The sequence below is a fragment of the Pedobacter sp. ASV1-7 genome (assembly GCF_040203335.1).
In the GTDB taxonomy this organism is placed as follows: Bacteria; Bacteroidota; Bacteroidia; order Sphingobacteriales; family Sphingobacteriaceae; genus Pedobacter.
On the sequence record NZ_JBEHBV010000002.1, the window covers coordinates 19,580 to 32,504 of the forward strand.

At 37.5% G+C, this 12,925-nt stretch carries 11 protein-coding genes; 1 reads left to right on the top strand and 10 read right to left on the bottom strand.

What is annotated here, in order from left to right:
* Positions 1-57: 57 nt before the first annotated feature.
* The 10 genes from ABDJ41_RS05270 to ABDJ41_RS05315 form a co-directional block, all read right to left on the bottom strand.
* Entirely contained in the window at positions 58-1,683 is a 1,626-nt protein-coding gene (locus tag ABDJ41_RS05270) for an NADP-dependent glyceraldehyde-3-phosphate dehydrogenase (protein ID WP_349784757.1), read from the bottom strand.
* 35 nt (positions 1,684-1,718) lie between these two features.
* A complete protein-coding gene (locus ABDJ41_RS05275) occupies positions 1,719-3,158 on the bottom strand; it encodes an MFS transporter (RefSeq protein WP_349784758.1) in 1,440 nt (479 codons plus the stop codon).
* A gap of 271 nt (positions 3,159-3,429) precedes the next feature.
* Positions 3,430-6,873 (bottom strand): pyruvate carboxylase, encoded by a 3,444-nt coding sequence (locus tag ABDJ41_RS05280; protein WP_349784759.1) that lies wholly within the window; start codon positions 6,871-6,873, stop codon positions 3,430-3,432.
* A 186-nt stretch (positions 6,874-7,059) separates the two neighbouring features.
* Positions 7,060-7,338, bottom strand: a complete 279-nt coding sequence (locus ABDJ41_RS05285; protein ID WP_349784760.1) for a hypothetical protein — start codon at positions 7,336-7,338, stop codon at positions 7,060-7,062.
* A gap of 175 nt (positions 7,339-7,513) precedes the next feature.
* Complete coding sequence (locus tag ABDJ41_RS05290) at positions 7,514-7,732, bottom strand: hypothetical protein (protein WP_349784761.1); 219 nt, start codon at positions 7,730-7,732, stop codon at positions 7,514-7,516.
* A 724-nt stretch (positions 7,733-8,456) separates the two neighbouring features.
* The gene (gene fabV, locus ABDJ41_RS05295; protein WP_349784762.1) at positions 8,457-9,650 is read right to left on the bottom strand and encodes an enoyl-ACP reductase FabV; all 1,194 of its coding nucleotides are present in this window, start codon (positions 9,648-9,650) and stop codon (positions 8,457-8,459) included.
* A gap of 52 nt (positions 9,651-9,702) precedes the next feature.
* A complete protein-coding gene (gene idi / locus ABDJ41_RS05300; protein ID WP_349784764.1) occupies positions 9,703-10,227 on the bottom strand; it encodes an isopentenyl-diphosphate Delta-isomerase in 525 nt (174 codons plus the stop codon).
* A gap of 12 nt (positions 10,228-10,239) precedes the next feature.
* Positions 10,240-10,623 (bottom strand): DUF3037 domain-containing protein, encoded by a 384-nt coding sequence (locus ABDJ41_RS05305; protein ID WP_349784765.1) that lies wholly within the window; start codon positions 10,621-10,623, stop codon positions 10,240-10,242.
* A complete protein-coding gene (locus ABDJ41_RS05310) occupies positions 10,601-11,398 on the bottom strand; it encodes a HipA family kinase (protein WP_349784766.1) in 798 nt (265 codons plus the stop codon). Before ABDJ41_RS05310 ends, ABDJ41_RS05305 begins: the two co-directional genes overlap by 23 nt.
* 10 nt (positions 11,399-11,408) lie before the next feature.
* Positions 11,409-12,272 carry a 3-keto-disaccharide hydrolase gene (locus ABDJ41_RS05315; RefSeq protein ID WP_349784767.1) on the bottom strand — a complete coding sequence of 288 codons (864 nt, stop codon included), beginning with the start codon at positions 12,270-12,272 and terminating at the stop codon, positions 11,409-11,411.
* A 91-nt stretch (positions 12,273-12,363) separates the two neighbouring features.
* Here ABDJ41_RS05315 and efp point away from each other — a divergent pair, with 91 nt between their 5' ends.
* Positions 12,364-12,924 (top strand): elongation factor P, encoded by a 561-nt coding sequence (gene efp / locus ABDJ41_RS05320; protein ID WP_349784768.1) that lies wholly within the window; start codon positions 12,364-12,366, stop codon positions 12,922-12,924.
* Position 12,925: the final 1 nt, after the last annotated feature.

Sequence of the window (12,925 nt, forward strand, 5' to 3'; positions counted from 1 at the left end):
ACTCATCTAAAGAAATAAGCTAAAACAACGCTGAAGTATATGTTATTACCTGTGCTATTAAAACAAGTATTTAGTACTTAAGAAGTTAGAACTATTGCTGTCAACAATTTCATTAATTAAGTGTTTGTTACTTTCGTTCAATTTTGTAGCTACTAATGATCTGATTGAGAATGATCTCAATGCATCTACTACTGATAAAGTACCCTCTGCGCTATCCTTTCTACCTGTAAAAGGGAAAACATCCGGTCCACGCTGACACTGACAGTTAATATTCACTCTGCTCACCTGGTTTACCAATGGATCAATTAAAGATGCTACCTCTTCATTATCATCACTAAAAATACTTACTTGTTGTCCGTGAGTAGAATCAATAAGATATTGAATAGGCTCCTCTAAATCATCAAATGGTACTACAGGTATAACAGGGCCGAATTGCTCTTCTGTATACAGTTTCATATCCCTTGTAACCGGATAGACAATGGCTGGATAAACGAAAGATTCAGCTGTATCACCACCGTTTTCATTGATAACATTAGCACCATTGGCTATTGCATCATCAATGCATTCTTTCAGATAAGCTGGTTTGTGAGGTTCAGGAAGTGGTGTTAAAGACACTCCCGGCTCCCATGGCATACCAAATTTTAATTTAGCTACGGCCTCCGAAAGTTCTTTTAAGAATGCGTCAGCAAGGCTACGGTGAATGAATATAATTTTAAGTGCTGTACACCTTTGTCCATTGAATGATAATGAACCCAGTACCGTTTCCTGTACCGCTAAACTAATATCAGCTTTTGCGGTTATGATGGCCGCATTTTTAGCATCAAGACCTAATATTGCACGCAACCTGTTAACTTTAGGATGCAGTTTTTTAAGCTCATTGGCTACTTTACTCGATCCGATTAAGGTTAGTACATTAATCTGACCCGACTTCATCAGATCAGGAATGATCTTGTTTCCACGACCATAAATGGTATTTACTACACCTTTAGGGAAACAATCTCTAAAGGCTTCCAATAATGGATAATGTAATAGTGTACCATGTTTAGGCGGTTTAAACAACATTGTATTCCCCATAATCAATGCAGGAATTAAAGTTGTAAAGGTTTCATTTAATGGGTAGTTAAATGGTCCCATACAAAGTACTACTCCAAGAGGAGAACGCCTGATCTGCGCTACAATACCTTGTTCAATGCTAAATCTGGAAGACTGTCTGTCTAAATCCTTTAAAGCATCAATAGTCGCATAGATATATTCTACAGTACGATCAAACTCTTTTACTGAATCACCGTAAGACTTTCCAATTTCCCACATCAGGAGTTTTACAACTTCTGTCTTCTTCTCAAGAATCTTATGTGTGAACTGTTCAACACACTTAATGCGGGTTTCCACACTCATGGTTGGCCATTCACCACGCCCATTGTCATAAGCAGCTACGGCAGCACCAAGCGCTTCCTTAGCCTCTTTTTCACTACATAAGGGGTAAGTGCCAATTACTTTACGATGAAGGCCCTTATCGCTTCTTATACATATCGGAGACAATACTTCGTGTACTTCTCCATTCCATGTGCGCATTTCACCATTGCTTAGGTATTCACGCTGGTGAAGCTCTTCTGAGAGTTTAAACTCTTCAGGGATCTGATTTTCTTCAATGAAAATCGAATCGAGCTGATTTTTTAGAAACATTTAGGTAATATTAGTTTTAGGTATTATTAAGGTTTTTATAAGGTTGTGATTGGTTTATATTGAGGCACAAGTGTCTTCATGATAATCCAGCCTATCAGATAACAAACTGCACAAACTGAGAATATGATGAAATATCCTGCTTCTTCTCCTTTAAAGCCCATGAAGACCATTTGGTTCTGACCTGCATAATCAAATAATACACCCGAACCTTTATTAATAATAGTAGCGCCTACTCCACCTGCCATACCTCCAATACCAGTAATGGTTGCGATAGCTTTTTTAGGGAACATATCACCCACGGTTGAGAAAATATTTGCTGACCAGGCCTGGTGAGCTGCTCCAGCAATACCAATAATGATAACAGGAATCCAATAAGTAATGTGTCCTAATGGTTGGGCCAATAATGCTAATAATGGGAAAAATGCAAAAATTAACATTGATTTCATTCGACCTGCATATGGGTTCATTCCTTTTTTATCTACAAAATATGTAGGTAACCATCCGCCAATAATTGATAGTAAGGTAATAGAATAAAGAACAAATAAAGGCAAGGCACTTTCTGTTGAATCCATACTATAAACAGAACTCAAGTAAGCTGGTGTCCAGAATAGGAAGAACCACCATACCCCGTCTGTCATAAATTTACCAAAAGCAAAAGCCCAGGTTTGTTTATATTTAAAACAATCTATAAAAGATACCTTGGTAGTTGTTTCTTCTACATAATCTACAAGTTTTCTATCAGCGATAATATCTTGTTGTATATATTCCAATTCCGCCTTGCTTACCTTGGGGTGTACTTCAGGTTTATGATACATAAAAATCCAGAATCCCATCCAGACGAAACCTAGTGCGCCAATGATGATGAACGACATTTCCCAGCCATAAGCTGCTGCTATAAAAGGGATCGATAGTGGTGCTGCAAGCGCTCCAACAGTCGCTCCTGCATTAAAGATACTTGTTGCAAAAGCCCTATCCTTTTTAGGGAAAAACTCGGCCGTAGCTTTAATTGCAGCAGGAAAGTTTCCAGCTTCACCAACGGCCAGTACAAAACGTGCAAAAATGAATAAGGTAACACTTGTTGAAATGATTAATGCTGTGTCTCCCACCGTAGAAATTACTTCTTTAGAACCCTCAAAACCTAAGAACCATTCGCCAGTAAGTAAACCTGCTGTAGCAATACCACAATATGCATGTATTATTGCACCTACAGACCATACACCTATAGCCCATAAAAAGCCTTTCTTAGTATCCATACGGTCAACAAATCGTCCTGCAAATAACATGGATGCAGAATAAAAAATAGAAAAAAGAGCGGTAATATTACCATAATCATTATTTGTCCAATGAAACTCAGGAGCAATAAAATCTTTCCAGGTTAAAGAAAGAACTTGACGGTCCATATAATTTATTGTAGTGGCAAAAAATAACATGGCGCATATCGTCCATCTGTACTTTCCAATTTTTTGTTGGCTCATTATATCTGGTTTTATTAATATTTATATAATTATTTTCTAGTAACTCTGCTCGTTTATTTCTCAAGATTTCATGTGAAGTCCCAAGATATGTAATTCCTTGTAATTACGTATTTCAAAAATGCTCGTAAATAGCAATTCTACGCAATATTAATAAGGAAAAGCAGTCTTGATTGGAAAATATTTACGCAATCGTTATCGTGTCCTATCTTAATTATGGAACTTTTAATAAGTCTGGTAACCTTGATATGCTGGATATCAAGGTTGAATGAGATTAATCTGTCAATTCAAGTACAAGGTCATCTGTGTTCACCATAGTACCAGCAGCAAGTGTAACTGATTTTACTACCCCATCAGCTATTGCCGAAATATTGGATTCCATTTTCATGGCTTCAATCATAAAAAGTGGCTGGTTCTTTTTCACCTTATCTCCTGGCTTAATAAATACTTTAGATAAGAGACCTTGTAATGGTGAGCCTATATGATTTGCATTGTCTTTGTCTACTTTACGATTCTCCAGTTTCACCACAGTTACTGACTTATCCTGAATTTCAATATTACGGGTTTGGCCGTTTAATTTAAAGAATACCGTACGCATTCCTTTATCATCTGGCGGGCCTATTGACAACAGTCGTACCAGTAGTGTTTTTCCTTTAGCTATTTCAATGGTAGTCTCCTCACCTGGTTTCATACCATAAAAGAAATACCTCGTTGGGATCACAGATACATCTCCATATAATCTGAATACTTTTATGGCTTCGGCAGTTACTTTTGGATAGAACTTATAAGCCAGGTACATGGTATAGTTTAGGTCATCCCCAAATTCCTTTTTAAATACTTCATACTCCTGTTCTAAATTCAGTGGTGCAAGATGCTTGTTTGGACGATCTGTAAATGGGGTTTTACCCTTTAAAAGAATACGTTGGAGTACTTCAGGGAAACCACCTTCAGGCTGTCCTATTTCGCCCATAAAGAACGAAACAACAGATTCGGGAAAAGCGAGCTGCTCACCTCTTGTAAATATATCTTCAGGAGTGATCTGATTGGCCACCATAAATTGAGCCATATCCCCCACTACCTTAGAGCTCGGTGTTACTTTTACAATATCACCAAAAAGTTCGTTTACATCTGCATAACGCTGTTTAATCAGTTCAAACTGATCACCAAGTCCTAATGCGATTGCCTGAGGCTTTAAGTTTGAATATTGTCCACCCGGTATCTCGTGTTCAAATACTTCAGCTGAACTTGCTTTTAAGCCTGCTTCAAAGGGGTAATAATACTCTCTTATGGTTTCCCAATAATTGGAATATGCATTTAGAGATTTCTGATCATAAGGATTCTCTCTCTCATGGAAACGCATCATTTCTACAATAGAATTGAAGTTTGGCTGAGCTGTAGTACCTGACAAGGCACCTAATGCACAATCTATCACATCTACTCCTGCTTCTATAGCCATTAAATAAGTTGCAGGCTGTAGCGATGAGGTATCATGTGTATGTAGGTGGATTGGGATTTTTACTGTGTCTTTAAGGGCTTCAATCAGTATTTTTGCTGCATAAGGTTTTAGTAGTCCTGACATATCCTTAACACCAAGGATATGGCTTCCTGCATCCTCAAGGTTTTTAGCAAGTTTTAAGTAATAATCGAGGCTATATTTTGTACGCTTAGGATCAAGAATGTCTCCGGTATAACATAAAGAACCTTCAGCTAATCCGCCTGTCTTTTTACGTACCATTTCAATACATGGCGCAATATTCTCCATCCAGTTCAAAGAATCAAATATTCTGAAAATATCAACTCCCTTTTCCCAGCTTTTCTCTACAAATGATTCGATCAGGTTATCCGGATACGCTGCATAACCTACACCATTACATCCTCTGATGAGCATTTGTATCAATATATTTGGCATTGCTGCTCTCAGTTTTTCCAGTCTTCTCCATGGATCTTCATGTAAAAACCTTAAACAAACGTCGAATGTTGCTCCACCCCAAGCTTCCATACTAAAGGTTTGCGGATGGTTTTTTGCAAAACCTTCTGCTACTTTCAGCATATCATAAGTACGCATCCTTGTTGCCAGTAATGACTGATGGGCATCCCTGAAAGTAGTATCTGTATAGTGTATTTTTTTCTCTGCTTTCAGCCACTTTGAAAAACCATCAGGCCCTAGTTCTGTTAACAGATCTTTTGTACCCTTAGCATATGGTCCATAATGATCGTAAGCCGGTATCTCTGGCTTTTCCAATCTTTTGTTTTCATCAACAATCCTGACGTCAGGATTGCCATTTACAGAAACCTCTCCCAGATAAGTCAGTATTCTTGTTCCTCTGTCCAGACGTTTCTTAGATTCGAATAATGCGGGGTTTTCCTGTATAAAATTAACTGTAGCTTTTCCCTGAATAAAAACCGGGTGGCTGATCAGATTCTCAAGGAACTGCACATTGTTTTTAACACCTCTGATTCTAAATTCACGTAAGGCGCGGTTCATTTTTCTGGAAGCATCCTCTAATGTAGCCCCGCTGGTACTCACTTTTACCAGCATAGAATCAAAGAATGGGCTGATTTTCATGCCAGGATAAGTACTTCCCTCATCCAGACGTATGCCAAATCCTGTAGCATTTCTATAGGTAATCAGCGTGCCATAATCTGGTTTAAAGTTGTTCCCCGGATCTTCAGTTGTGATGCGGCATTGCATGGCAAAACCATTGCACATAATATGTTCCTGATCCTTCAGGCCAATAACATCGTCAGACAGATGATAACCGTCTGCAATATACAGCTGAGTTTTGATCAGGTCTATACCGGTAATCATTTCCGTTACTGTATGTTCTACCTGTATACGTGGGTTTACTTCAATAAAGTAGATGTTTTCCTGCTGATCGATTAAGAACTCTACAGTTCCAACATTGTTATATTTAACAGCTTTTGCAATTGATGTTGCATAGTTGTAAAGCTGTTTACGTGTTTTTTCTGTTAAATTTAAAGAAGGAGCTACTTCAACTACTTTTTGGAAACGGCGCTGTACAGAACAATCACGTTCATAAAGGTGGACTACCTCTCCGTGGTTGTCTGCTACAATCTGTACCTCGATATGACGAGGCCTGTCAATAAATTTCTCCAGAAATACCGTGTCATCACCAAAAGCATTTTTAGCCTCACTCCTTGCTTCAAAAAATCCCTTTTCCAATTGCTCGTCATTTCTAACGATCCGCATGCCACGACCTCCACCTCCTGATGCTGCTTTGATCATTAATGGATAACCAATACGTTTTGCTTCTGTAAGGGCTATTTCAATTGTATTAAGCTCCTCTTCATTACTTTCAATAATAGGTAGTCCGGCAGCTTTAGCAACAGTTTTTGCAGTAACTTTATCACCCAATGCCAGCATTACATCTGGTCTGGGGCCTATAAAGATGATGCCATTTTCTGCACATTGCTTTGCAAACTCTTCATTTTCAGAAAGAAATCCGTATCCCGGATGGATGGCATCTGCCTCACTATGTTTGGCCATTTCAATAATTCCGGCAATGTCAAGATAAGGTTTGAGTGGTTCATGATCTTCTCCTATCTGATAAGCTTCGTCAGCTTTGTAACGATGTAAAGAATAACGGTCCTCATAAGTATATACGGCTACTGTCTGGATGTCGAGTTCACTACAGGCACGCTCTATACGAATGGCAATTTCGCCCCGGTTGGCAATTAGAACTTTCTTAATATTCATGGGTTTTAGTGTTATGCCGCAAAAATATCAGATTACTTCGAATCTGCAACATCTAAAATCATTTATTATCAAGTATTTACGGTGTAAAAAGTACACTTATTGATGCTGAAAGATCCTACCACATTCCACCTTGCCGTCACTGGATCTTAGAACTTAGCACCCATAATCCTACTGATGGTTTAAGCATTACTTTATCCAACCATGTTTTATCGCTACATTTAAATAGAATCTTATATTAACAGAGTCTGGTTTATATGTCGTTTTATTAGGAGGTAAAATCCCTGTCATCTCTTTCATTGCAGCCATTTTAATCTGATATACCGACATCCCTTTATGCGTTATTATATGAGTAATCCTTGGATCAAATGTATGTTCTAACATATCTCCAATCATACTCATATCTTTATTATAGGATATATAATCGGTAGCTTCAATTATTTGGTTTACATCACCACTTTTCAACATTTTTTTTAGTGTAGATTTGTCGTTTTGTTTTGAACAACCTACAATACACAAGCTAATAAAAAATGAAATTATACATCTTATTTTCATTTTGGGATATTAAAAGTTTTGATATTGCTAACGATATCTTTATTTACATAATTCTTCTATATAATTGCTAAACCCGCTGTACCAAATCTTATTCCATTCTTGTAATCATTAGGGTCGAATCTTTTAAGGTTAATTTAGGATTCTTTTTCGCAAATGGTAAAAACAATATAAATACAGAACCAGTTTCTGGCTTTTCATAATACAATATCCCATCAACATCTTTAAAACTATTTGACGTGATTTTATCTTCATTAATACATGAACTCAAAAAAAAGATACCTATTAGATAAATAAATAAGTTTTTCATGGATGTATATTAGTAAAACCCTTAAATGAACCGTTTGGATTGACATCAACCCGTTGACTATTGAGTCTAATTTACCATGTTAGAACCAAATATCCCACTTTTTATTCTTGCCATAATTGATATGATTTAATTATTTAATTGATTTTTTTAGTTCCGTTACGCAACGATTAGCCCATCATTAATAAGCCTATACATTGCTTATGTTTTCATTCATTTTTAATTGTATTTTTATCGAACAAACCCGAACGAGATACGAACGATGTTCCTCTTAATTTCGACTTTGTTATTAAGCTGAATACTGCGATCCTATAAGCCCGACATTCATCCAAAAAAATGTTAAAAAAAGTTTTTCTAATGTTATGTTTTTGATTCATAACCCCAAAGTAGATGGAATAAAAAACGGCTTGTCGCAGGATGTCAGGATATGACGGTTTATGTCGTAATTGTCGTTATAAAAGCAAATAACCATTGCTTTTATCTCATTTCTGTTTGCTTGTATATTTCCGTATCATTTAGACGTCCCAAAAACGAGCTAGGAAGGGCTATTCGACGATTCCCTAGTCGAACGCAAGTCATCTTACACTCAAAGGAGAGTCATGCCAATGTCCTTTGAGTCATAGACCAACCCTAAACAAAGATCGGACTTACTACCTCCAAATCAAATGCAAAAAGAAAAGGCAGCCTAATTGCTGCCTTTGTCAAAGAATATAATCTGAATTAATTATTAAACTAATCCTGGTATTTCAACTATTTCATTTACGTCCTCAGTATAATTAACACCCGGAACATCAAATCCAAATAAGTTTAAAAAGTCTTTCTTATAACCAGCAAGATCACCAATCTGAGGTAGGTTTTCTGCGGTTGCTTCAGGCCATAATTGAGCTACTTTATCCTGTACGTCTTCACGCATTTCCCAATCATCAATACGAATACGTCCTTTGTCATCTGTTGGGATTTCCTGACCATTATATAGTCTATTTGCAAATAAACGCTGGATTTGCTCAATACATCCTTCATGAATGCCATTCTCTTTCATTACTTTATACAGTAAAGAGATGTACAATGGAATAACCGGAATTGCTGAACTGGCTTGTGTAACTAAAGCTTTATTCACAGAAACGTAAGCATGTCCGCCAATTGATTTCAGTTTATCAGCGATAGTAAAGGCTGTTGCTTCTAAATGATCTTTTGCACGACCAATAGTACCTTTTCTGTATACAGCCTCTGTTAAAGATGGGCCGATATAAGAATAAGCAACTGTTGTTGCTCCAGGAGCAAGCAGGTTGGCCTGAGTCAATGCATCAATCCACATTTCCCAGTCTTCCCCTCCCATTACTGCTACAGTATTTTCAATTTCATCCTCATTTGCTGGTGATATAGAAATTTCCGAAACTACACCAGTATGGAAATCTACTGTTTTATTGGTAAAAGCCTGTTCGCCGATTGGTTTTAATACAGAACTATGTACTACTCCGGTTTTAGGGTGTACCCTTTTTGGTGAAGCTAAACTATAGATGACAAGATCAATTTGTCCAAGGTCTTGTTTGATCAGATCTAATGTTTTTTCCTTGATTTCATCTGAAAAAGCATCTCCATTGATACTTTTTGCATAAAGACCTGCTTTAATAGCTTGCTGTTCAAAAGCAGCACTGTTATACCATCCTGGTGAAGCTGGTTTTCCGGCAACCGGAGGTTTTTCAAAGAAAACGCCTATTGTAGCTGCATCAGATCCAAAAGCACTGGTAATTCTTGATGCCAGACCAAATCCTGTGGAAGCTCCAATAACCAATACTTTCTTTGGGCCGGAGATACTTCCTTTTGATTTTACATAGTTAATCTGATTGATTACATTTTGTTCACAACCAATTGGGTGTGCGGTAAGGCATATAAACCCGCGCATTTTAGGTTCAATAATCATATAATATTTTTCTTTAAGTTAGCACTTGCGTGATGGGTAACAGGGAACAAAGTTAATAAAGTCCTGAATATTGTTCCATTACCCGATCAAAACAGATTTTTAACCATTCTGTATAATGATCGGGATTTATTTTTATATCATGGGACAGGTCAGCCATTTTTACATATTTATATGCAGATACTTCAGCAGGATTAATTGCCGGTACCTGGTCTGATTCACCAAAGAAAACATGGTCATATTCATTTTCAATAAGCCCTTGTGCAGTAACTTCTGCCAGATATTGAAAACTGAAAACATGTTTAATATTGCAGTGGATCCCCATTTCTTCGATTAATCTTCTGTTCGCTGCTTTCAGGGTTTCCTCACCTGGCCGGGGGTGACTACAGCAGGTATTGGTCCATTTTCCAGCAGAATGGTATTTATCATCTGCCCTTTGCTGCAACAACAATTCACCTGTTGAATTGAAAATGAAAACAGAAAATGCACGATGAAGCTTTCCTTCCAGATGTGCTTCCATCTTTCCCATTTCCCCAATCTCACGATCATTCACATCTACAAGTATTACTTTTTCAATCATTCTATAATAAATTTAAAGTACCATTTCGGCGAATAATCGCTCCATAGTTTCTCTGGCATTGATACTAAGGCCAGCATGTGCTCTTGAAGTTTGTATCACCGTACTCCGCATAGCGGTTAACCAGCGAAATCTGGAGGCCATGTCTAATTGTCCAATTGTTCCGGACTGATCACCTCCTATACATATACGTTCAAAAGCACAAAGGTTGTCTTTCAAAATGGAAATATCAATTTCTTTGCAAAAAGCATTTAATTTACCGGTGTTCAGTTCGTACATCATACCTAGGAACTTCTGTTTCCTGCAATACACCACAATACCTGTATTTATAAATTCTTCACGTTCTACCCTGGGCACAACACGAATAACTGCATACTCAAATAAGTCCTTCTCTTGCATTTTCTGCTGCTTTTACAAAAGTATCTGAATGAGCTATCCTGGTTGTCAGGAAATGAACATAGGCTTGTCTGTGTTCTTCCGGACTTTCAAAAGAATCTTCATCTTTTAGCCATTCGTCTGGAATCAGTGCCGCAATAGCTTCTATAAGTTCATTAGTAAGTAGTGGTACAAATTCCTTGTTTACAACATCAAGTTCTGTCGCCAATGGAAGCAATACATGATCTTTTATTAATGCAAAAGGACGTTTTGCCTGCTCTTCCCAGTTTTGCCAGGAATGATGAAAGTATAATGAAGCACCATGGTCTATCAGCCAGAGCTCTTTATGCCACATCAACATATTGGTATTTCTTGCTGTACGATCCATATTCATCAGTAAAGAATCCAGCCATACAATTTGCGAAGCCAGTTTTGCATCTACAGTAGTAACTAAAGGATCAAAAGTAATGGCGCCTGATAAATAGTGTAAAGCAAGATTTAATCCTTCGCTACTACGTAGTAGGTCCTGTATCTCTTCATCAGGTTCAATTCTCCCAAAGGCCTCATCTAAGGTTGCGAATACAATTTCCGGAACCCGTAAACCCAGGGCACGTGCAATCTCACCTCCTATTATTTCGGCAATAAGGGCATTAGTACCTTGTCCGGCTCCTCTGAATTTAAGTACATACAAAAAATCATCGTCAGCCTCTGCTATAGCTGGCATAGATCCACCCTCCCTCAGGGGAGTTACATATCTGGTCACCTGAACAGATCGCAACGTCAATACGTTATTAATCATCTGTTGCATTTTACTGTTTTGCTACTCTTTTTTCTGACATCAGTTGTGCTATAACAGCCTTGAGTTTTACCGGGTCATTTGCGTATTTTTCTAAATCTATGATTTCTACTTTACGGAAATCTACAGGATGGCTTTCACTTTGAAGTGATATGGTTCCCCCCTTTAACAATTTACCTTCAGCTTCATCACCTATGGGATCAAGCTGTGGTCTTTGGTAACGTAAAACTTCCTCTCCGTTTACATAATGTACAACCAGAGAGTCGCCCAGTACCAATACTTCTACACGTACCCACTGATCGCCGTTAAAAGTTTTTGAACCAGATGTTATACAATGAGTCTTAATGACTTTACCATCTTTTACATATTGGGTGCCAGGGGTACAAAGATTAGCTGTAGGTCGCTCCCCCTTACCCGAACCTCCTAATAATTGCACTTCTATAGAGTTTGGAAAATCCTGATTTCTGGTCATAGTTTCAGGATCTTGTCCATGGATCATGATACCGCTATTTCGAAAAGCCCATCCTGGTCCATCTTTCACTTGTTCTCCTACAAAACGGTATTCCACTCCTATTAAATAGTACGAATATGGTTTATTGAAGAATAAATGGCCGAATTGTTCATCAAATTTATCTCCATATTGATCATATCTTACTTCAAGATTGCCATTTTCAACACGAAATGTATTTCCATAATTCTCCTTGAATTTGTGCTTTCTTATTTTCATGTCCCAACCCTTTAGATTTTTTCCATTAAATAGTTGCTTCCATTTAATATCAGATGGCGGTTCTGAGGCTTTAAAGCCAGAAAAGAGAACGACTAAAGACAGCATTATTGCTGTACCTGACAAGGTTAAAGAATTTACTTTGTGTTTCATTCTGCTAAGATAAAACTCCTATTGTCATTAAATCATAGAAATTTGCAAAAAGCGTATATCTTTGGGCACAAAATTTTACAATTATATTTTTATGGCAAAAGCATCTGAAATTAAAGTAGGAAACATTTTACGCTTTAACGGCGAATTGGTAACTGTTATCGAAATCATACATCGTACACCTGGTAAAGGTGGTGCTTTTTACTTAGGTAAATTCCGCAATATTAAAACAGGGAAAATTGTTGAAGCTCGCTTAGGGACTGACGAACAGGTTGAAATTTGTCGTGTGGAAACTAACGACTATCAATACTTATATGAAGAAGGTGATTATTTCGTGGTGATGGATAACAATACTTTTGAGCAGTTCAATATCGAGAAATCATTGTTTGGTCCGGCTGCTAAGTTTTTGAAAGAAGGTATGGATGTAATTGTTTCTATTGAAAGCGAAGAACCAATTATGGCTCAGGCACCTAATTTTGTGGAATTAGAGGTTACTTATGCCGAGCCTGCAGTAAAAGGTGATACTTCATCAGGTGCGATGAAAAATATTACTACAGAAAATGGTATTGAGATAAAAGTACCTTTGTTTGTGAATGAAGGTGATAAAATTAAAGTAGATACGCGTACAGGCGAATACGTGGAACGTGTAAAATAAT

Bases quoted from the DNA above. Each gene is read 5' to 3' on its own strand.
- ABDJ41_RS05285 (WP_349784760.1), bottom strand. From the start codon at position 7,338: ATGTTGAAAAGTGGTGATGTAAACCAAATAATTGAAGCTACCGATTAT.
- efp (WP_349784768.1), top strand. From the start codon at position 12,364: ATGGCAAAAGCATCTGAAATTAAAGTAGGAAACATTTTACGCTTTAAC.
- idi (WP_349784764.1), bottom strand. From the start codon at position 10,227: ATGATTGAAAAAGTAATACTTGTAGATGTGAATGATCGTGAGATTGGG.
- ABDJ41_RS05280 (WP_349784759.1), bottom strand. From the start codon at position 6,873: ATGAATATTAAGAAAGTTCTAATTGCCAACCGGGGCGAAATTGCCATT.
- ABDJ41_RS05290 (WP_349784761.1), bottom strand. From the start codon at position 7,732: ATGAAAAACTTATTTATTTATCTAATAGGTATCTTTTTTTTGAGTTCA.
- ABDJ41_RS05315 (WP_349784767.1), bottom strand. From the start codon at position 12,272: ATGAAACACAAAGTAAATTCTTTAACCTTGTCAGGTACAGCAATAATG.
- ABDJ41_RS05310 (WP_349784766.1), bottom strand. From the start codon at position 11,398: ATGATTAATAACGTATTGACGTTGCGATCTGTTCAGGTGACCAGATAT.
- fabV (WP_349784762.1), bottom strand. From the start codon at position 9,650: ATGATTATTGAACCTAAAATGCGCGGGTTTATATGCCTTACCGCACAC.
- ABDJ41_RS05305 (WP_349784765.1), bottom strand. From the start codon at position 10,623: ATGCAAGAGAAGGACTTATTTGAGTATGCAGTTATTCGTGTTGTGCCC.
- ABDJ41_RS05275 (WP_349784758.1), bottom strand. From the start codon at position 3,158: ATGAGCCAACAAAAAATTGGAAAGTACAGATGGACGATATGCGCCATG.
- ABDJ41_RS05270 (WP_349784757.1), bottom strand. From the start codon at position 1,683: ATGTTTCTAAAAAATCAGCTCGATTCGATTTTCATTGAAGAAAATCAG.